Here is a 19779-nt window from a genome sequence, read left to right as displayed (position 1 = left end):
TGAATTGGCGAAACTGCTCTCCATGGACGGCCACATCCAGCGTGGCTTTGCTCACATCAATCCCGATCCCAAACATGGCAGAACTCCGCTAGGCTGACAGGGTCGAGAGCTCTCCCCGCTTGCCCAGTCTTATCAGTTCGAGCGCCAACTCAACCAACTGTTCGGGCGGTTCAGGGAGAATCCGGCGTGGGGACCCAAGCTACTTCTCGGTCGCAAGACCTGGATCCACACGGTCGCCCACGCCGGGCTCTCGGCACCCAAGGTGCCAGATCGGCAAGAGATAAGATCCACGCCATGCGTGGATGCATGCGTCAGTGCCAACCAAGGTCTGCACCCACCAGGGCAAAGACCCGCTGCGGTAGATCCACGCCATGCGTGGATGACGGAGTCTGGAAATCAGCAGCCACCCATGGGGTGGCTCTACTGGGAGATGTGCCAACCAGGGTTGGCACCTACCAAGGGCCGCGGCCGCAGAACCCGGGGCATTACGCCCCGGATTCGTCCGGCTTCACCCGGAACCACGCCGCATACAGCGCCGGCAGGAACACCAGCGTCAGCACCGTGCCGACGATCAGGCCGCCCATGATCGAGATCGCCATCGAGCCGTAGAACGCACTGCGCGACAGCGGAATCATCGCCAGCACCGCCGCCAGCGCGGTCAGCACGATCGGGCGGAAGCGGCGCACCGTGGCATCGATGATCGAATGCCAGCGGTCGTGCCCGGCATCGATGTCCTGCTGGATCTGGTCGATCAGGATCACCGAGTTGCGCATGATCATGCCGGCCAGGGCGATCGTGCCCAGCAGCGCCACGAAGCCGAACGGCGCGCGGAACAGCAGCAGGAACAGGGTCGCACCGATGATGCCCAGCGGTGCGGTCACCAGCACCATCGCTGCTCGCGAGAAGCTGCGCAGCTGCAGCATCAGCAGCGTGGCCACCACCACCAGGAACAGCGGCATGCCGGCCTTGATCGAGTTCTGGCCACGCGCCGAATCCTCCACGGTACCGCCGGTTTCCAGCAGGTAGCCGCTGGGCAGCTCGGCGCGGATGCCGTCCAGCGTGGGCACGATCTGGTGCACCACGTCCAGCGCCTGCATGCCATCGCTGATGTCGGCGCGCACGGTCACGGTCGGCAACCGGTTGCGGTGCCAGATGATGCCGTCCTCGAAACCGTACTCCATCGTCGCCACCTGCGAGAGCGTGATGCTGCCGCCATTGGCGGTCGGCATCGACAGGCTGGACAGCAGTTCCAGCTGGTTGCGCTCATCGGCCGGCCCGCGCAGCAGCATCTCGATCTGGCGGTTGCCTTCGCGATACACGCTCACCGACTGGCCGGCCAGCGAACTGGCCAGGAACTGGCTGACCTGGGCACTGCTCACGCCCAGCGCGCGGGCCCGCTCCTGGTCGATCACCAGCCGCACCACCTTGCTCGGCTCGCTCCAGTCCAGGTTCACGTTCATCACGTGCGGGTTCTCACGCACCTTGGCCTCGACCTGGCGCGCGATCGCCTGCACCTTCTCGATGTGCTCGCCGGAGATGCGCATCTGCACCGGGTAGCCGACCGGCGGGCCGTTCTCCAGCCGGGTCACGCGCATCTGCACATCCGGGAACTTCGGGATCACTTCGTGCAGCAGCCAGTCACGGGTGCTTTCGCGCGATTTGATGTCCTTGGCCAGCACCACGAACTGGGCGAAGTTGGTCGCCGGCAGCTGCTGGTCCAGCGGCAGGTAGAAGCGCGGCGAACCGGTGCCCACGTAGGACACGTAGTTGGCGATGCCCTCGCGGCCGGACAGCAGCTTCTCCAGCTTCTCGGCCTGGGCCTGGGTCGAACGCAGCGATGCGCCCTCGGCCAGCTCGATGTCCACCATCAGCTCCGGCCGGGTCGAATCCGGGAAGAACTGCTGCGGCACGAAGCGGAACATCATCAGCGAGAACACGAACAGGGCGATGGTTGCGGCGATCACCCACCAGCGGCGGCGCAGGCAGGCGTCGAGGAAGCGACGGAAGCTGCGGTAGAACGGGCGCTGGTAGGGATCGTGGTCATGCCCGTGCTGCGGCGGTGCGATCAGGTTGGCCAGCGCCGGATAGCGATCGGCCCACTGCTGGCGCCTGGCCCGCCAGCGCGCGGACAGGCTGCCGGGCTTCGGCGGCTGCGGGTTGAACAGGTCCGGCAGCATCTTGTCGCCCAGGTACGGGATGAACAGCACCGCAGCGATCCACGACACCACCAGCGCGATGGTCACCACCTGGAACAGCGAACGGGTGTATTCACCGGTACTCGATGCCGCCGTGGCGATCGGCAGGAAGCCGGCCGCGGTGATCAGGGTGCCGGTCAACATCGGGAACGCCGTGGATTCCCAGGCGAAACTGGCCGCACGCAGGCGATCGAAGCCCTGCTCCATCTTGGTGGCCATCATCTCCACCGCGATGATCGCATCGTCCACCAGCAGGCCCAGCGCCAGCACCAGCGCGCCCAGCGAGATCTTGTGCAGGCCGATGTCGAAGTAGTGCATGACGAAGAAGGTCATCGCCAGCACCAGCGGAATGGTGACGCCCACCACCAGGCCGGTACGCAGGCCCAGCGAGAAGAAGCTGACCAGCAGCACGATCACCACCGCCTCGGTCAGCACCTGCACGAACTCGCCGACCGACTCTTCCACCGATTGCGGCTGGTCGGAGACCTTGCGCAGCTGCATGCCGGCCGGCAGGGTCTTCTGCAGCCGTTGGAACTCGGCATCAAGGTTGGCACCGAGCTTGAGGATGTCACCGCCATCCTTCATCGCCACCGCAAGGCCGATCGCCTCTTCGCCCATGAAGCGCATCTTCGGCGACGCCGGATCGGCGAAGCCGCGCTTGACCTCGGCGATGTCACCCAGGTGCACGGTGCGGTCGCCAGCACGGATCGGGAACTGCCGGATCGCGTCGATGTCGTTGAACTGGCCGGTCACGCGCAACTGCACGCGGTCGGTGGCGGTCTCGAAGAAGCTGGTGCCGGTGACCGCGTTCTGGTCCGCCAGCGCCTGCTGCACCTGCTGCATCGACACGCCCAGCGTGGCCAGGCGGGTGTTGGACAGCTCGATCCAGACCTTCTCGTCCTGCAGGCCGACCAGGTCGATCTTGCCGACGTCGGGCACGCGCTGCAGTTCCAGCTGGATGCGGTCGGCGTAGTCGCGCATCACCGCGTAGTCGAAGCCCTTGCCGGTCAAGGCGTAGATGTTGCCGTAGGTGTCGCCGAACTCATCGTTGAAGAACGGGCCGACGATCTCGCGCGGCAGCGTCGGGCGGATGTCACCCACGCGCTTGCGCACCTGGTACCACAGGTCCGGGATCTGCCTGGAACGCAGGCTGTCGCGCGCCATGAAGATGACCTGCGATTCGCCCGGGCGCGAATACGAGCGGATGAACTCGTACTCGCCGGTGTTCATCAGCGCCTTCTCGATCGGCTCGGTCACCTGGCGCGAGACCTGTTCGGCGGTGGCGCCCGGCCAAAGCGTGCGCACCACCATCGCCTTGAACGTGAATGGCGGGTCCTCGGACTGGCCCAGATGCTTGTACGACCACGCGCCGATCAGCGCGAAGGCCAGCATCGCGAACAGCACCAGCGGGCGATTGGACAACGCCCACTCGGAAAGATTGAAGCGGCGCACCGGCTTACTCCCTGGCCTTGGCGGCGGCCGGCGTGGCCGGCTTCAGCACCGGCCGGTTCTGCCGGTCCACGGCGATCACCGGCTGGCCGGCACGCAGCAGGTGGCCGCCTGCGGCGACCACCCAGTCACCGGCCCCCACGCCGGACAGCACCGGCACCGTCTCGCTGCCGTAGGCACCGGTGGTGACCGCGGCGGCCTTCAACGTGCTGTTGGCCGGATCGACCACCCACACGCTGGCAGCACCATTGGCACCGCGCTGCAGCGCGCCCAGCGGCAGCTGCAGGGTGCCGTGGCGGCCGGCACTGCTGTAGACGCGCGCGCTCTGGCCCAGTTCGACATCGGCCAGCGCATCGGCCGCCAGGCTGACCCGGGTCGCATAGGTGCGGGCCTGCGGGTCGGCGGCGGCCGCGATCTCGCGGATCGTGCCCGGCAGGCGCTGGCCCGGGCGGTTCCACAATTCCACCTCGACCGGCTGGCCGACCGCGTAGTCACGGAGGGTGGCCTCGGGCAGGTCGATCAGCACTTCGCGTGCACCGTCGGCGGCCAGGTTGAAGATGGTCTGGCCCGCCGACACCACTTGCCCGGCTTCGGCCTCGCGGCTGGCGATCACGCCGTCGGCCGGGGCGCGCAGCTGCGCGTAGCCGGCCTGGTTGCGCAGCACATCGAGGTTGGCGCGGGCGGCGTTGGCCTGGCCCTGCGCGGCCTTGAACGCAGCCGACTGCTGGTCCAGCTGCGAGCGGCTGACCAGTTGCTGGTCGGCCAGCACCTGGTAGCGCTTGAGGTCATCACGGGCACGCACCAGATCGGCTTCGGCCGCAGCCAGCTGTGCCTGCGAGGCACGGGCCTGCAGCGCGAAGTCGGCCACGTCCAGCTCGGCCAGCACATCGCCCTTCTTCACCCGTTGCCCGGCATCGACGTGGCGCTTGACCAGGTTGCCGCCGACGCGGAACGACAAGGGGCTCTCCTGCCGCGCACGTACCGTTCCAGGGAACGCCGCCGGCGCCTGCCCGGCCTGCTCCCCGGGATGGACCACCAGCACCGGCACGGCCGCCTGTGGCGCCTGTTCCTGCCCAGAACAGGCTGCCAGCGCAGCCACCCACACCATACCGCCCATCCAGCGCACGATCTTCATCGGTCAACGTCCTGAAAACGCAGGGTTGCAACTAAGGGGGAGCCGCGACTGCCGGCCCAATTTAATAAACCGGCCGGTATAGTATAAATATCGAACCGCTTGGTCTAGTATTAGCGCGATGAGTTCTCCCACTTCCCGAAAGCCGTCGGCCAAGCCTGCTGCCAAGGCCGCCGGACCCGGGCGTCCCAAGGACCTCGGCAAGCGCGCAGCGATCCTGGATGCCGCCAAGGCCCTGTTCATCGAACAGGGCTATACCGGCGTGAGCATGGACACCATCGCCGCCCAGGCCGGTGTCTCGAAGCTGACCGTGTACAGCCATTTCGGCGACAAGGAGACCCTGTTCTCCGAGGCCGTGCAGTCCAAGTGCATTGAAATGCTGCCCGACGCGCTGTTCGTGGCCGATGCGGATGGCCCGCTGCGCGACCAGCTGATCGGCATCGGCCTGGCGTTCTTCCAGCTGATCACCTCCGACGCGGCGATCTCGATCCAGCGCATGATGATGTCGCCGGAGACCGACGAGCGCCTGCGCGAGCTGTTCTGGAAAGCCGGCCCGGAGCGTACCTGCGAGGCCCTGGCGGACTTCCTTCGCGCGCGCGCCGAGCGTGGCGAACTGGAGATCGCCGACTATGCACTGGCGGGCGAACAGTTCCTGACCCTGGTCAAGGGCGAAGTGCACATGCATATGATGTGCGGCATGCCACTGTCACCGGTGGAGTGCGACCCTCTGGTCCACGTCACCGCCAGCGTCGACTTCTTCCTGCGCGCGTATGCGCCGCGAGGGGCCGGAACCGGCTGAAACGGCAAACCTGAATGAACCGGAGGTCGCGATGACTTCCGGCACTGCGACCCCGGCCCCCCGGCAGCTGATGCTCTGGGCGCGCCGCCGGCCTCCGGCACCGGTAAAATGGCCGGCCCACTGCGCTGGATTTGAACCTCATGACGATTGATTACGCCCACGCCCGCGAACTGATGGTGGAACAGCAGATCCGTCCCTGGGACGTGCTGGACATCAAGGTGCTCGACGTCCTGGCCCGCCTGCCGCGCGAGGCCTTCGTCGCCGACGCGCACCGGGCACTGGCCTACGCCGATGTCGAACTGCCGATCGGCAATGGCCAGAAGATGATGAAGCCGGTCATCGAGGGCCGTACCCTGCAGGCGCTGGACCTGCAGCCGGGTGACGAAGTGCTGGAAATCGGCACCGGCAGCGGCTTCCTGTCGGCCTGCATCGGCGCGCTGGCGCGCGACGTGCTGAGCCTGGAAATCGACCCGGAGCTGGCCGCCGCCGCGCGCGCGCGCCTGGACGCCTCCGGCCTGGGCACCAATGTCCGTGTGGAAGTGGCCGACGCCCTGTCCTGGCAGACCGAACGCCGCTTTGACGTGATCTGTGTCACTGGTGCGGTCGACGTGGTGCCGTCACAGTTCGCTTCGTGGCTGCGTCCGGGCGGTCGGCTGTTCGTGATCCACGGCCGTTCGCCGGCGATGGAGGCCCTGCTGGTCAAGGCCGACGGCAGCAGCGAGTCCCTGTTCGAGACCGATATCGATTACCTGCGTGGTGCCGCCCCGGCCCCCCAGTTCCACCTCTGAGTCCAAGGAAGCCGCAATGATCCGCCGATCCCTCGCTGTTGCGCTGGCCACTGCCCTGCTGCCGTTGTCCGCCCATGCCGCCGACCTGCTGCAGGTCTACGAAATGGCCCGCAATGGCGATCCGCAGCTGTCGGCCGCCGAATCGACCCGGCTGTACGACAAGGAAGGCGCCGTGCAGGCGCGTGCCGCCCTGCTGCCGCAGATCAACGGCCAGGCCACGCTGAACCGCACGCGCAGCGAGCCGAACGCGGACGCCAATTCCGGCTCGTTCACCAACAAGCGCCGCACCTACACGATCGACGGTAGCCAGACGCTGTTCAACTGGACCCAGATCAACAACCTGCGCTCGCAGCGTGAGCTGAGCAAGGCGGCGGATTTCACCCTCGATTCGGCCAACGACAGCCTGATCGTGCGCACCTCGGCGGCCTACTTCAACGTGCTGGTGGCGATCGAATCGCTGAACGCCGCACAGACCAACGAAGCGGCCGCGAAGAAGCAGTTCGACTTCGCCGACAAGCGCCTGGAAGTGGGCCTGGCGCCGATCACCGACGTGCACGAAGCACGCGCCCAGTACGACCAGGCGCGTGCCAACACCATCGTTGCGCAGAACACCCTCGCCGATAACTACCAGGCCCTGACCGAACTGACCGGCCAGCCGGTGACCAACCTGCGTGGGCTGCCGGCCGACTTCCGCCCGGAAGTGCCGGCCAACCGCGGCAACATCGATGAGCTGGTGCAGCAGGCCACCACCCAGAATCCGGCGCTGAAGGCGCAGGAACTGAAGGTCAGTGCCGCCGAAGCCGGCGTGCAGGCCGCCCGCGGCGGCCACTACCCGACCCTGTCGCTGGGCGGCAGCTGGGGCAAGAGTGCAACGTGGGGTGACAGCACCGGCGCCGGCTCGCTGTCGCCGGATGCCCGCACCAACAGCATCGGCCTGACCCTGAGCGTGCCGATCTTCGCCGGTGGCGCCACCCAGTCCGGCGTGCGCCAGGCACTGGCCCAGCGTGACATCGCCCAGGACGGCTACGAGCAGCAGAAGCGCGCCCTGGACCGCAACACCCGCAATGCGTACCAGACCCTGGTGCAGGGCATCAGCGAAGTGGAAGCCCGCCGCCTGGCGGTGGTTTCGGCACAGAGCGCCTATGACGCCTCGCAGGTTGGCCTGGAAGTCGGTACCCGTACCGTGCTGGACGTGATCCAGAACCAGCGCATCCTGTTCTCGGCGCAGCTGGACTATGCGCAGGCCCGCTACACCTTCCTGCAGAACCGCCTGCTGCTGAGCCAGTCGCTGGGTGCGCTGGACGTGGCCGAACTGCAGGACGTCAACCGGCTGCTGACCCAGGACGCAGGCAACCCGGCCACGACCACGCACTGAGGTTTCGCCTGGCCGGCAACGAAGAAGCCACCCGCGAGGGTGGCTTTTTTGTGGGCATGCTTCCGTGCGCGCCCAGCCGCGGCAGGGTCCCGGCGGCGGTCAGAGCGGCCACGCCCGCAGGCGTTCCAGCGCTGCAAGCAGGCACAGCGCGACCGCCAGCGGCGCCAGCAACGGCATCAGCAGCCCGCGCGCGGCTGCATCCTGCCGCGCTCCGGTCCGTGGCCGCAGTACCGCCAGGCACAGGGCCGCCATCACCAGCAGGGTTGCGCTGCCCGGCAGCGCCGGCAGGCTGCCCGGGGGCAGCCACAGCGCCAGCATCACCACCAGCAACCCGATCGCCACCGTGACCGGGCCCGCGCCCGGACGTCCTGCTGCGGCCGGCAGGCGTGGCCACAACGACGTCGCCAGCCGCACGGCCAGCATCAGCAGCACCAGCAGCAGCGCCGCCAGTCCCGCCGCACCGCCCAAGGGCAGCAACGGCTGCATCCATTGCAGCTGCGGATGCACCTGCAACGCCACCGACAGTGGCCGGGAGCTGGCCAATGCGGAAAATTCGACCAGCCCGGCCTGCAGTGCCGCGAGCACGATCAACAGCAGCATCGCCAGCAACGAAACCAGCGCCAGCAACGCCGGCTGCCAGGCCGCGCCCTGCCGGCGCAGCGCAGGAAAGCCCAGGGCCAGGCCGACGCTGGCAAATATCCCCAGCAGCGGCACCGCAGCCGCCAGCACCCCGCCCAGCCCGAACCGATACGGGGCGGTTGCCGGTGGCAGCCAGGGAATCCAGTGCGCGTAGTGCACGTGGCGTGCCGCCAGGGCCAGCAGCAGCAACCCCACGCCGATCTTCACCGTCAGCAGGGCGCACACCACCAGGGCCACGCGCCGGGGCGGCAGCAGCGCCAACACAGCCAGCAGCAGGCCCACGCCTGCCGCCGCCAGCGTCGGCAGCGGGTCGCTGGCCTGCAGGCCTGCCGCAGCCAGCGCCGCATGCGCGTGGTGGACCATCGATTGGGTCACCCCCGCCGTGGTCGCCACCAGTTCCAGCAGCAAGGCCAGGCCGAGCACGTCCGCCACGCGGGAGCCCCAGCTGGCGGCCAGCAAGCCGTGCAGGCCCTCGGCCGCCGGCCACCGCACTACCAGCTCCTGCAGGCAGCACAGCACCAGGCCTGCCCCCAATGCAGCCAGCACCAGGCTCAGCACGATGGCCGGGCCCGCCTGTGCGGCCGTGTGCTGGCCCACCAGCGCGATCACGCTGCCCCCCACCAGCAGCGTCAGCGCCACCACCGCCAGATGGTCCATTCCCAGCCGGGCCCCACCGGTGCCGTCCCTGCCGCTGTCGCCGTCCATCGCAAGTTCCCTTGATATCCGCCCAAGCGCGGTCGACAGCAGGCTGGCAGCCTGCGTCGCCCTGCGGAATCGGAATCGGTGCCGTGCGCGCTGCGTTGTGATCGCAGGCACGCTGTCATCAGCGGGGTCGGTCCGGCAGCGACAGAAAAATCGTCGCTAAGCAGAATTGATGAAGTTGATCACGACAATGGCTTGCAGCGGCGCCGACGCCGCTGCGCCGGGATCACCCGCGCGGCGGCGGCAGGTGCGGCGCGACCAGGGCCAGCGTGCGCTGCAGCGCGCCCCGGCCATTGCTGACCAGCGTGCAGCCCGCGCGGGCCATGTCTTCGCGCGCCTGCGCATCGTCGAGCAGGTGCTGCAGCAGATCGCCCACCGCCTGCGCGTCCTCGCCGATCAGCAGCGCGCCGGCCTCGCGCATGCGCCGGGAGATTTCCGCGAAGTTGTGCAGGTGTGGGCCCGTCACCGCCGCCGTTCCCATCGCCGCGGGCTCCAGCAGGTTGTGGCCACCGATGGCCTGCAGGCTGCCGCCGACGAAGGCGACCTGCGCGCAGGCATAGAACGGCATCAGCTCGCCGAGCGTATCGATGACGAACACGTCGGTGGCCGCGTGCGGCCACTGGTCCACGCGGCGGGTCGCCACGCGCCAGCCCTGTTCGCGTGCCAGCGCTTCCACCTTGGGGAACCGCTCGGGATGGCGCGGCGCCCACAGCAGCAGCAGATCCGGATGCTGCGCGCGCAGGCGGCGGTGCAGGTCGATCACCGCCTGCTCCTCGCCATCGTGGGTACTGGCGGCGATCCACACCGGGCGTGCGGCCGGTACCCGCGCATGGAACTGTTCGACGAAGCCCTGCACGTCCGGCGTGGCGATGTCGAACTTCAGGTTGCCCAGGGCCTGCACCTGGCGGGGCTCGGCCCCCAGCTGCACGAAGCGCTCGGCATCGTCCTGCGACTGCGCCGCCACGCAGGTGACGGTGCGCAGCGCACGGCGGATCAATGCCGCCAGCAGCCGGTAGCCACGCAGCGAGCGGGCGGACAGGCGGGCATTGAGGATGTAGACCGGAATGCCGCGGTCGCGGCAGCCGAACAGCATGTTCGGCCACAGTTCGGTTTCCAGGATCAGCGCCAGGCTGGGCTGGAAATGGCCGAGGAAGCGGTTGACGCTGCCCGGCACGTCGTATGGCAGGTAGACGTGGTCCAGCGCGTCGCCCCACAGCGCGCGCACGCGCTCGGAGCCGGTCGGGGTGATGGTGGTGATGACCCAGCGGATGTCCGGGCGCCGCTGGCGCAGTGCGTTGACCAGCGGCGCGGCGGCATTGACCTCGCCCACCGAGACCGCGTGCAGCCACACCCGCGGCTGGCCGGTCGGCTGCGGATAGGAGGCATAGCGTTCGTCCCAGCGCCGGAAGTACTCACGGACCCGGAAGCCGCGCCAGACCAGGTGGTACACGGTGATCGGCAGCAGGATGTAGAGCACGACCGAGTACAGGCCGCGCAGGATCCACTCGACAGGGTCTTTGCGCATGCGGCAAGGATACGGGAGCCCCCCGGGAAAGACACGCGGCGGCCTTGGTAGAATGCCGCAATGTCCGATGCCACCACCGCCGTCCGCCCGTCGCTGCGCGATCCGCGCAACTGGCCGATGTTCGCCGCCATGTTCGGCGCCTTCGCCATCGCCCGCCTGCCGTGGCTGCTGCAGCGCGCGCTCGGCCGGGGCGTCGGCTGGATCACCTGGCGCCTGCTCGGCAGCCGCCGCCGCGCCGCCGAGGTCAACCTGCAGCTGTGCTTCCCCGAGAAGGACGAAGCGTGGCGCCAGCGCCTGGTGCGCGACAGTTTCGACGCGCTGGGCGTGGGCGTGTTCGAGTGCATCCGTGCCTGGTGGGGCAGCATCGACCGCATCCGCCCGCAGGTGCGGATCGAAGGCCTGGAACACCTGCGGCAGATGCAGGCCGAGGGCCGCGGCGTGCTGCTGGTGTCCGGCCACTTCATGACCCTGGAGATGTGCGGACGCCTGCTGTGCGACTACGTCGATCTTTCCGGCATGTACCGCAAGCACAAGAACCCGGTGTACGAGTGGGCGGTGAAGTTCGGCCGCCTGCGCTATGCCAAGGCGATGTTCGCCAACGAGGACATCCGCGCGACCGTGCGCCACCTGAAGAAAGGCGGCTTCCTGTGGTACGCGCCAGACCAGGACATGCGGGGCAAGGACACCGTGTTCGTGCCGTTCTTCGGCCACACCGCTTCAACCATCACCGCCACCCATCAGCTGGCACGCATGACCGGCTGTGCGGTGATTCCGTACTTCCACCGCCGCGAAGGCGGGAAGTACTTCCTGAAGATCGGCGCACCGCTGGAGAACTTCCCCAGCGAGGATGTGGAGGCCGATACCACCCGGGTCAACCAGGCCATCGAAGCGATGGTGCGCGAGGCTCCCGACCAGTACCTGTGGATCCACCGCCGCTTCAAGCGCCAGCCCGGCGGCCGGAGTGATTTCTACAAATAACGGTGGGGCGGGATGGTTTCATGTGCAGCTTGATCCACGCCATGCGTGGATGCTCTACATCCGGGTGCCGGCACCTACAACGGCCAACGGCACCAGGCGTGCGGGTACTCACCCAACGTGCTGGCCAGGCCCGCACGGACCGGATTGGCCAGGATGTACATCGCCTTCTCATGAAGGGATTCATCGCTGCGTACGGCGTGATCGTGGTAACCGTGCTGCCACAGCGGCCCTTGTCGCTCCAATCGCCGGTTCAACAGACGGCTGCTGCGTGATTTGAGCAGGGCCATGCACTCGGCCAGGGTTCCTCCGTGCAGCTCCATCAGCCAGTGCAGATGGTCGGGCATGACCACCCAGGCCAGGCTGTGGCTGAAGCCCTTGCGCTCTACGAAGCGCAGTGTGTCGATCAGGATCGCCACGTTTGCCGCATCGGCGAACAACGGTTCGCGGCCGAGGGTTGCTGTGGTCAATGAGTACACGTTGCCGGATTGGGAATACCGACCGTAGCGAAGTCTGGGGCTGGCCATGCCTCCAGCGTGCGATACGCAGGGAAACGCCGGTAGTGGTGGTTGACCGGCAGTTGCGTCGGGAAAGCGCCATCCACGCAGGGCGTGGATCTACCCAAGCATGCTCCGTTCGGTACGGGCAGTAGCGCCACGCCACGCGTGGATAGACGATCACACCACCGTCGGCGTGTCGTCCGCGTCCCGCGCCAGCAGGCTGCCGGCAAACAATGCAGCCAGCAGCACGGTCAGCCCCCCCCAGAACGCGGAGTAGAACGCCAGGTGCGTATTGAGCGGGAACACCGTCACCGCCAGCGCCAGCATCGCCGGCCGGGCGCGGTCGCGCGCGGCTGCCGGAGCGTACCGCCAGGCCCGCCAGGCCTGCGCCACCGCCGCCAACCACAGCAGCAGGCCCAGCACGCCGGTCTCGGCAAGGATTTCCAGCACGATCTGGTGGGCGTGCAATGCCGGTTGATGGCCCCACACTGCCGGGCCATCCTCGGCGACGCACGCCGGATATGCATCGCGGAAGCCACGCGCACCGACGCCGTTGACCGGATGTTCCTCGATCATGCACACGGCCGCCTTCCAGATGCGGGCACGCCCCGAGAGTGCCTGGTCGACCCCCTGCCCATCTTCGTTCCAGGCCTGCGCCGTACGCGCAACCCGTTCGCGCAGCTGCGGCGCGCCCGCGGTCAGCGCCGCAGCGCCCAGCGCCGCCAGCAGGGCCAGCAGCAGCAGCCGCTTCCCGCCGAACTGGCGCACGCCGCTGTAGGCCAGCACCAGCACAAAGGTGATCCACGAGGCACGCGAACCGGCCAGCAGCAGCACGCACCCCAGTGCGGCGGCAGCCAGCAGCCAACCCGCATTGCCAAACCGCCGTGCCATCGGCAGCAGCAGGAACGGTGACAGGCTGGCCAACACCTGGCCGAACTTCAGGTTGCACGGCCCGAGCGCGCCACTGAGGCGGTCGGCCAGCGCGGCTTCGTCGGCCGGGCACAGCGCGTGGCCACTCACGGCCAGCTTCAGGTGTTCCAGCGACCAGAACCAGGGGCTGGTGCCGGCCAGCGCCTGCACCAGCGCGTCCAGCGTCCACGCGCCGGTGATCAGCGCCAGCCCGCCAAAGGTCAGCCGCCGCCGCTCCGGTGTGGCCACTGCGATCGCCACCAGCCACATGAAGGGCAGGTAGCGCAGGCCAGCGGCGGCCTTGGTCCACGAAGCGGAAGGATCGATGGCGTCGAAGGCCGAGAACGCCTGCGGCAGCCAGTAGCCGAGGAACAGGATCGAGGTCAGCGCCCAGGCTGCCGTGCTCAACAGGTGCGGGCGGCGCTGCAGCCGGCGCATCACCATGCGCGCGGCAGCGTACAGCGCGCCCAGTCCGAGCACAGTTTCGGCGATGCCCGGCAACGGCCACATCGCCACGTACGCGAGCACCCACCAGGGTGCCCAGCGCCCGGCGCGGTCGTCGCGCACCAGGACGGAAGGGTCAGCCGGCGAGGTCGGCATAGAGGCGGAGCGTATCGCGCTGCATGGCCTGCAGGGTAAACGGGATACGGGTCGGCAAGGACGGCGGCTGCGCCAGCAGGGCCAGCGCACGTTCACCCAGTGCGCGCGCGTCGCCGAGCGGTACCGCACCGCTGGGCTGCAGCTGCTGCAGCAGTTCGCCGACGCCGCCGTGGTTCCAGCCCAGCACCGGGCGGCCGACCGACAGCGCCTCGACCACGGTGCGGCCAAACGCTTCCGGTTTGTCCGACAGCTGCAGCACCAGATCGCTGGCGGCGTAGGCCTGGGCGATACGTGCGGTTGGCGTGCTGATGTGCAGCGCCTCGGTTACGCCCAGGGCCGCAGCCTGGCGGCGCAGGTCGGCCACGTAGGCCTCGCGCCCGGGTTCGTCGGTGCCCAGCATCCACAGCTGGGCAGGCACGCCGGCGGCACGCACATCGGCCAGCAGCTGCAACGCGTGGGCGTGGCCCTTCAGCCGGGTGCCGCGCCCCGGCAGCAGCAGCAGCGGGCCGTGCACCTGCGCCAGCCAGGGGTAATCGGCCGCCAGGGCCAGCCGCGGGCGGCGGTCGGCGCGCGCCACGCGCGGGAACTGGCCGACATCCACACCCCGCGGTATGACCTGCAGGTTGTCTTCCGGCACCGTCGGGTAGTGGCGCTGCACGTAGGCGCGCACGGTATTGGACACGCAGATCACGCGTTCGCCGCTGGTCATCACCGCGCTGTAGCGGCTGGGCGAATTCAACCCGTGCACGGTGGTCACCCAATGCGGGCGCTGCGCGGCAGGCAGGGCACGGATCGCATACAGGCCCAGCCACGCCGGCAGCCGCGATCGGGCATGCACGATATCCGCGCCCACCTCGGCAAACAGCCGACGCAGGGTCGGCAGATGGCGCAGGGTCAGGAGCGACTTGCGGCCAATGTCCAGGGTGAGGTGCTCGGCACCGCTGTCCAGCAGCGGCTGCACCAGGCGGCCGCCGGCAGACACCACCAGCGCGCGATGGCCTGCGGCGACCAGGGCCGCAGCGATTTCCAGGGTCGAGCGCTCGACACCGCCGGAGTGCAGCGCCGGCAGCAACTGCACCACGGTCAATCGGCGCATCGAAAGGGCCGCCGTTTAGTCGGCCAGCACGAACACGGAACCGCAGTAGGGGCACTGCGCTTCGCCGTTGGGTTCGTCTTCGATCGGCAGGTACACCCGCGGATGCGAGTTCCACAGCGCCATTTCCGGGGTCGGGCAGCTCAGCGGCAGATCGCTGCGGTGCACGGTGTAGCGCTTCTCGGCGTTGGCGGGCGCGGTGGCGGTATGGCTCATGGCGGATGTCGATGAACGGGTTGCGAGGCCTGTGATTCTAGCATCTGGGCCGCGCCGACATTGCGCCGCAACGGGCCATTGCGCGCGGCGGGCGGTCCTTCGCAGCGCCCCCTGCGCGCCGGGCCGCTGTACCCGCTCGATTCACGCGGGGGTTGCGGCAGGTTCGCCGGCCAGAATCGGTCCCGACGATATTTCCCGCATTTGGATCGAACTAAATGGCACTTGTCAGCGCGCGGCGGCTGTTGCAGGATCGGCCCAGGTCACCACCGACCTGCTCACTCCGACCCGATCGCATGGCCCGCCCCCACCGGACCGGCATCGCCTCTTCCACTGCCATCCTGGCGGGCGGAGCGATGCTGCCCGTGGTGTCCGCCGATGCGGGTGCTACCCGCCGCCAGCCCTTCCGGGAGACCCTTGCATGACCCTGTCCGATCCACGCCGCGCCCTGCTTCCGCTCGCCCTGGCCCTGGCCTGTGCGACCACTGCGATGCCGGTGCTGGCACAGGGGCTGCAGACCTCGTTCGAACCGGGCGAACCGGCCCCGACGCAGGCTGCCGGCGCACTGCAGGTCGCGATCGGCAATGGGCCGGCCGCGCCCTACACCGCCAAGCGCAACGCCGGCTACAGCGGCCTGCATGCGCTGCACTACAGCAGCGAGGGCGGCAGCGCGCGGCGCGAACTGTTCAGGACCGACCTGCCGATCGAGGCCGATACCACGCTGTCGTGGCTGGTGCTGCCGGAAATCGTCGGCGGCGACAGCGTGGCCTCGACGTATGTCTCGCTGGACCTGCTGCTGGACGACGGCAGCCGCGTATCGGCCGGTGCAGCGCGCGACCAGCATGGCGTGGCGATCGGCGCGCGTGCGCAGGGCGAGTCGAAGACGCTGTACCCGCAGCAGTGGGCACGCAAGGCGGTGCGGCTGGGCGAGGTGCCCGCACTGAAAGACCGCCGCGTGGTGGCGATCGAGCTGGAGGTGGCCAGTGCCGAAGGTGCACCGGTCTCCGGCTGGATCGACGACGTACGCCTGGACGCAGTGCCGAGGCAGCAGCCACAGCGCGTCTCCGACTGGGTGCTGACCACCCGCGGCACCCAGGCCAATGGCACGTTCTCGCGCGGCAACAATTTCCCGGCCACGGCGGTGCCGCACGGGTTCAACTTCTGGACCCCGGTGACCGACGCCGGCGCGTTGAACTGGCTGTACCGCTGGAACGAGCAGAACGATGCACAGAACCGCCCGCAGCTGCAGGCGCTTGCGCTGAGCCACCAGCCCAGCCCGTGGATGGGCGACCGCCAGACCTTCCAGGTGATGCCTTCGGCCAGCCGTGGCGTGCCGGACGCCGACCGCCGCAAGCGCGCTCTGTCGTTCGACCGCCGCCATGAAAGCGCGCGCCCGTATCGCTATGACGTGCGCTTCGACAATGGCATCGCTGCTGCCATCGCGCCGACCGATCATGCCGCGCTGTTCCGTTTCGAGTTTCCCGAGGGTGGCGATGCCAACCTGCTGTTCGACAATGTCGATGCGCGCGGTGGCCTGAGCCTGGACCCGGCGACGCAGACCCTCAGCGGCTACACCGATACGCGCAGCGGCCTGTCCAACGGCGCCAGCCGCATGTACGTGGTGGCCAGCTTCGACAGGCCCTGGCGCAGCAGCGGTCGCATCGACACCGGGCGCCCGACCGGCTACATCAAGTTCGATGCCGGCAGCGACCGGCGGGTGACGATGCGCATCGCCACCTCGCTGATCTCGGTGGAGCAGGCGCGGCACAACCTGGCGCTGGAAATCGCTTCAACCGACACGCTGGAGAGCGTGGCCGGACGCGCGCAGGATGCGTGGGACGCACGCCTGGCCCGCTTCGACATCGGCGATGCCAGCGACGACCAGAAGACCACGCTGTACTCCAGCCTGTACCGGCTGTACCTGTATCCCAATTCCGGGCATGAGAACGCCGGCAGCGCGGCCGCGCCGGACTGGCGTTACGCCAACCAGGCCAGCGCCAGCGACGACAACACCGAGGGCAGCGCGAACCGCAGCTTCACCGGCGTGCGCGATGGCAAGGTGTTCGTCAACAACGGCTTCTGGGACACCTTCCGCACCACCTGGCCGGCGTATGCCCTGTTCACGCCCGACGATGCCGGGCAGATGGTGCAGGGCTTCATCGAGCAGTACCGCGCCGGCGGCTGGATCGCGCGCTGGTCGTCGCCGGGCTACGCCGACCTGATGGTCGGCACCAGCTCGGACGTGGCCTTCGCCGATGCCTGGCTGAAGGGCATCGGTGGCTTCGATCCGGCCGAAGCCTACGCCGCCGCGCTGAAGAACGCGACCGTGGTCCCGCCCGATCGCCATGTCGGCCGCAAGGGCATGGACCGTTCGACCTTCCGTGGCTACGCCAGCGCGGACGTGCACGAAGGCATGTCGTGGACGATGGAAGGCGCGCTCAATGACTTCGGTATCGCCAACATGGCCGATGCGCTGGCCAGGCGCGCGGCCACGCCGGCCGCACGCGAGCGCTACCGCACCGAGGCTGAGTACTTCCGCTATCGCGCCGCCAGCTACGCGACGATGTTCGATCCGGCCGCCGGCTTCTTCCAGGGCCGCAACGCCGATGGCCAGTGGCGCGTGGACGCCAAGGACTACGACCCGCGCGTGTGGGGCCATGACTACACCGAATCCAACGGCTGGACCTTCGCCTTCACCGCCGCCCACGATGGCGAAGGCCTGGCCGCGCTGTACGGTGGCCGCGACAAGCTGGCGGCGAAGCTGGATACCTTCTTTGCCACGCCGGAAACCGCCGACCCCGCGTTCGCCGGGTCCTACGGCGGCACCATCCACGAAATGACCGAAGCGCGCGATGTGCGCATGGGCATGTACGCGCACAGCAACCAGCCGGCGCACCACATCCCGTGGATGTACCTGTACGCCGGGCAGCCATGGAAGACCCAGCAGCACGTGCGCGAGATCCTGTCGCGGCTGTACGTCGGCAGCGAGATCGGCCAGGGCTACCCGGGCGACGAGGACAACGGCGAGACCTCGGCGTGGTACGTGCTGGCGTCGCTGGGCCTGTACCCGCTGCGCATGGGCGCCCCGGAGTACGTGATCGGATCGCCGGCCTTCCGCCACGCGCGGGTGGAGCTGCAGGGCGGCGCGGTGCTGACCGTGAACGCGGCCAACAACTCGCGCGAGAACGTCTACGTGCAGTCACTGAAGATCAACGGCACGCCGTGGACGAAGACCTGGGTGCCGCACGAGCTGATCGCCAAGGGCGCGACGCTGGACTTCGAGATGGGCCCGCAACCGTCGCGCTGGGGCAGCGGCGCCGATGACGTGCCGCGCTCGTTGACCGCGCGCGGCCAGCGCCCGCAACTGCTGCACGACCTGCTCGGCAGCGGCGCGAAGGCGGCGTTGGCCGATGGCCGCGCGCTGCCGGCGCTGGTCGATGACGATGCGGCCACCAGCGTGGGCCTGGGTGGCGGCGCAACGATCACGCTGACCGGCCTGGGCGACGGCGCGCCGACGATGTACACCCTCACCAGCGGTGACGGCCGCATCCAGGGCGGTGAATGGACGCTGGAAGCGCGCAACGGCAACGGCCGCTGGACCGTGCTCGACCAGCGCAGCGGCGAAGCCTTCGAGTCTGCCCGCCAGACCCGTCCGTTCCGCATCGCCCGGCCAGGCCGCTACGACGCGTACCGGCTGCGCCTGGACGCACCCGGCCCGCTGCCGCTGGCGGAGATCGAACTGTTGGCGCCCAGCGCCGTACAATGAACCCCATGCGCTACCGTCTGTTGCCCCTGGCCCTTGTTGCCTTTTCCTTCCCCAGCTTCGGCCAGACCCAGGCCTTCGACGCGCAGCTGACCCGCGACGGTGTCACGCTGAACTACCAGGACGCCCGGGGTGCCCTGGCCGCGCCGCAGCGCAAGCGGATCATCGATACGTTCTACTTCGCCTACCTGCGCGAACGTGCGGACTTCCACCCGGCCGCGCCGGCGATGGTGCGCATCGTGATCGATCCGGCCTACACCGGCATCGCCTTCGTCGGTGACAAGGACCAGGCGGCGACGATCACCATCAACCCCGGCTGGTTGGCGCAGCATCCCAACGACATCGACCTGGTCACCCATGAAGCCATGCACATCGTGCAGGGCTACCCGGGCTATGGCGATGCGCGGGTGCCGGGCTGGCTGGTGGAAGGCATCGCCGACTACGCGCGCGACCGCTACGGCATGGACAACGCCGCTGCCGGATGGGCACTGCCGGGCAAGGTCGAGAAAGGGCAGAACTTCGACAGCGGCTACCGGGTCACCGGCGCGTTCCTGAAGTGGGCCGACGCCGAACACCCGGGCCTGGTGCTGGCACTGGACACGGCCCTGCGCGACGGTCGCTATGCACCGGCACTGTGGCAGAAGCACACCGGCAAGGCGCTGCCGGCGCTGTGGGCGCAGTACGCCAAGCCGCGTTCGGATGCACCGCCGCCGGCGCCTGCACGCCGCGGCAAGCGGCGCTGACGCCCACGTACCACCGGTTCGCCGGGCATTGCCCGGCGCCGTCGTCTACGCCTCAGCGCGACTGCACGAAACCGGCGTACAGCGCGAACAGCTGCTGGAAGTACCGCCGCGTCAGTCGATTGCGCATGACACCCTCGCCCATGAGAAGTTGGTCGGGCCCAGGGTGGGAAGGCCGGTCCGGTCCCTTCCCACGGCCGGGCCGCGTGGGCGTATTGGGCCGCAACGGCGTTGCAGGGAAATGACCGGGCGGCGTAGCGCGTGTGGCACAGACCGGGGTAGAGCCGGCCGCTGGCCGGCTGCCGTCGTGTGCCTGGACATCATTGCGGTTGCCGGCCAGCGGCCGGCACTACCCGTGTCCGCTTTGCGCAAACAGAAACGC

The 19779-nt window shown here is 68.8% G+C and carries 14 protein-coding genes; 6 read left to right on the top strand and 8 right to left on the bottom strand.

What is annotated here, in order from left to right:
* Nucleotides 1–485: 485 nt before the first annotated feature.
* Both BLS66_RS19845 and BLS66_RS19840 read right to left on the bottom strand, forming a co-directional pair.
* Entirely contained in the window at nucleotides 486–3647 is a 3162-nt protein-coding gene (locus tag BLS66_RS19845) for an efflux RND transporter permease subunit (protein ID WP_057494580.1), read from the bottom strand.
* A gap of 4 nt (nucleotides 3648–3651) precedes the next feature.
* Complete coding sequence (locus BLS66_RS19840; RefSeq protein WP_057494582.1) at nucleotides 3652–4779, bottom strand: efflux RND transporter periplasmic adaptor subunit; 1128 nt, start codon at nucleotides 4777–4779, stop codon at nucleotides 3652–3654.
* A gap of 118 nt (nucleotides 4780–4897) precedes the next feature.
* Here BLS66_RS19840 and BLS66_RS19835 point away from each other — a divergent pair, with 118 nt between their 5' ends.
* The 3 genes from BLS66_RS19835 (at nucleotide 4898) to BLS66_RS19825 (ending at nucleotide 7738) form a co-directional block, all read left to right on the top strand.
* Nucleotides 4898–5575 (top strand): TetR/AcrR family transcriptional regulator, encoded by a 678-nt coding sequence (locus tag BLS66_RS19835; RefSeq protein WP_049469953.1) that lies wholly within the window; start codon nucleotides 4898–4900, stop codon nucleotides 5573–5575.
* Between the two features lie 140 nt (nucleotides 5576–5715).
* The gene (locus tag BLS66_RS19830) at nucleotides 5716–6363 is read left to right on the top strand and encodes a protein-L-isoaspartate O-methyltransferase family protein (protein ID WP_049469955.1); all 648 of its coding nucleotides are present in this window, start codon (nucleotides 5716–5718) and stop codon (nucleotides 6361–6363) included.
* Between the two features lie 16 nt (nucleotides 6364–6379).
* On the top strand, nucleotides 6380–7738 hold the full coding sequence (locus BLS66_RS19825; RefSeq protein ID WP_049469956.1) for a TolC family outer membrane protein: 1359 nt from the start codon (nucleotides 6380–6382) through the stop codon (nucleotides 7736–7738).
* 99 nt (nucleotides 7739–7837) lie between these two features.
* Here BLS66_RS19825 and BLS66_RS19820 read toward each other — a convergent pair whose 3' ends face one another.
* Both BLS66_RS19820 and waaA read right to left on the bottom strand, forming a co-directional pair.
* Nucleotides 7838–9082: an amino acid transporter gene (locus tag BLS66_RS19820; RefSeq protein WP_074726614.1), complete on the bottom strand. Its 1245-nt coding sequence runs from the start codon at nucleotides 9080–9082 to the stop codon at nucleotides 7838–7840.
* 223 nt (nucleotides 9083–9305) lie between these two features.
* Entirely contained in the window at nucleotides 9306–10604 is a 1299-nt protein-coding gene (gene waaA, locus BLS66_RS19815) for a lipid IV(A) 3-deoxy-D-manno-octulosonic acid transferase (protein ID WP_074726613.1), read from the bottom strand.
* A 60-nt stretch (nucleotides 10605–10664) separates the two neighbouring features.
* On the opposite strand from waaA, the gene BLS66_RS19810 reads away from it, so the two are divergent.
* On the top strand, nucleotides 10665–11582 hold the full coding sequence (locus BLS66_RS19810) for an LpxL/LpxP family Kdo(2)-lipid IV(A) lauroyl/palmitoleoyl acyltransferase (protein WP_049469961.1): 918 nt from the start codon (nucleotides 10665–10667) through the stop codon (nucleotides 11580–11582).
* A 74-nt stretch (nucleotides 11583–11656) separates the two neighbouring features.
* On the opposite strand, the gene BLS66_RS19805 is transcribed toward BLS66_RS19810, so the two are convergent.
* The 4 genes from BLS66_RS19805 to BLS66_RS19790 all read right to left on the bottom strand — a co-directional run bounded on the left by BLS66_RS19805 (nucleotide 11657) and on the right by BLS66_RS19790 (nucleotide 14897).
* Nucleotides 11657–12106: an REP-associated tyrosine transposase gene (locus BLS66_RS19805; protein ID WP_074726612.1), complete on the bottom strand. Its 450-nt coding sequence runs from the start codon at nucleotides 12104–12106 to the stop codon at nucleotides 11657–11659.
* Between the two features lie 150 nt (nucleotides 12107–12256).
* Nucleotides 12257–13588, bottom strand: a complete 1332-nt coding sequence (locus BLS66_RS19800) for an O-antigen ligase family protein (protein WP_057494586.1) — start codon at nucleotides 13586–13588, stop codon at nucleotides 12257–12259.
* A complete protein-coding gene (locus BLS66_RS19795) occupies nucleotides 13569–14684 on the bottom strand; it encodes a glycosyltransferase (protein ID WP_049469969.1) in 1116 nt (371 codons plus the stop codon). Before BLS66_RS19795 ends, BLS66_RS19800 begins: the two co-directional genes overlap by 20 nt.
* A 15-nt stretch (nucleotides 14685–14699) precedes the next feature.
* Nucleotides 14700–14897 (bottom strand): zinc-finger domain-containing protein, encoded by a 198-nt coding sequence (locus tag BLS66_RS19790; RefSeq protein ID WP_005410967.1) that lies wholly within the window; start codon nucleotides 14895–14897, stop codon nucleotides 14700–14702.
* A 418-nt stretch (nucleotides 14898–15315) separates the two neighbouring features.
* On the opposite strand from BLS66_RS19790, the gene BLS66_RS19785 reads away from it, so the two are divergent.
* Together BLS66_RS19785 and BLS66_RS19780 are read left to right on the top strand one after the other, a co-directional pair.
* On the top strand, nucleotides 15316–18660 hold the full coding sequence (locus BLS66_RS19785) for a GH92 family glycosyl hydrolase (RefSeq protein ID WP_074726611.1): 3345 nt from the start codon (nucleotides 15316–15318) through the stop codon (nucleotides 18658–18660).
* Nucleotides 18657–19400, top strand: a complete 744-nt coding sequence (locus BLS66_RS19780; protein ID WP_057494590.1) for a basic secretory protein-like protein — start codon at nucleotides 18657–18659, stop codon at nucleotides 19398–19400. Before BLS66_RS19785 ends, BLS66_RS19780 begins: the two co-directional genes overlap by 4 nt.
* The last annotated feature ends 379 nt before the right edge of the window (nucleotides 19401–19779 follow it).

Source organism: Stenotrophomonas pavanii, assembly GCF_900101175.1.
GTDB lineage: Bacteria > Pseudomonadota > Gammaproteobacteria > Xanthomonadales > Xanthomonadaceae > Stenotrophomonas > Stenotrophomonas pavanii.
Note: the sequence above shows the minus strand (reverse complement) of the source record. Positions and strands in the feature narration are given on the sequence as shown.

What these genes read in the sequence shown, in the direction of transcription:
- BLS66_RS19795 (WP_049469969.1), bottom strand. Translation starts at nt 14,684, where the DNA reads ATGCGCCGATTGACCGTGGTGCAGTTGCTGCCGGCGCTGCACTCCGGC.
- BLS66_RS19820 (WP_074726614.1), bottom strand. Translation starts at nt 9,082, where the DNA reads ATGGACGGCGACAGCGGCAGGGACGGCACCGGTGGGGCCCGGCTGGGA.
- BLS66_RS19825 (WP_049469956.1), top strand. Translation starts at nt 6,380, where the DNA reads ATGATCCGCCGATCCCTCGCTGTTGCGCTGGCCACTGCCCTGCTGCCG.
- waaA (WP_074726613.1), bottom strand. Translation starts at nt 10,604, where the DNA reads ATGCGCAAAGACCCTGTCGAGTGGATCCTGCGCGGCCTGTACTCGGTC.
- BLS66_RS19835 (WP_049469953.1), top strand. Translation starts at nt 4,898, where the DNA reads ATGAGTTCTCCCACTTCCCGAAAGCCGTCGGCCAAGCCTGCTGCCAAG.
- BLS66_RS19800 (WP_057494586.1), bottom strand. Translation starts at nt 13,588, where the DNA reads ATGCCGACCTCGCCGGCTGACCCTTCCGTCCTGGTGCGCGACGACCGC.
- BLS66_RS19785 (WP_074726611.1), top strand. Translation starts at nt 15,316, where the DNA reads ATGACCCTGTCCGATCCACGCCGCGCCCTGCTTCCGCTCGCCCTGGCC.
- BLS66_RS19840 (WP_057494582.1), bottom strand. Translation starts at nt 4,779, where the DNA reads ATGAAGATCGTGCGCTGGATGGGCGGTATGGTGTGGGTGGCTGCGCTG.
- BLS66_RS19805 (WP_074726612.1), bottom strand. Translation starts at nt 12,106, where the DNA reads ATGGCCAGCCCCAGACTTCGCTACGGTCGGTATTCCCAATCCGGCAAC.
- BLS66_RS19810 (WP_049469961.1), top strand. Translation starts at nt 10,665, where the DNA reads ATGTCCGATGCCACCACCGCCGTCCGCCCGTCGCTGCGCGATCCGCGC.
- BLS66_RS19830 (WP_049469955.1), top strand. Translation starts at nt 5,716, where the DNA reads ATGACGATTGATTACGCCCACGCCCGCGAACTGATGGTGGAACAGCAG.
- BLS66_RS19790 (WP_005410967.1), bottom strand. Translation starts at nt 14,897, where the DNA reads ATGAGCCATACCGCCACCGCGCCCGCCAACGCCGAGAAGCGCTACACC.
- BLS66_RS19780 (WP_057494590.1), top strand. Translation starts at nt 18,657, where the DNA reads ATGAACCCCATGCGCTACCGTCTGTTGCCCCTGGCCCTTGTTGCCTTT.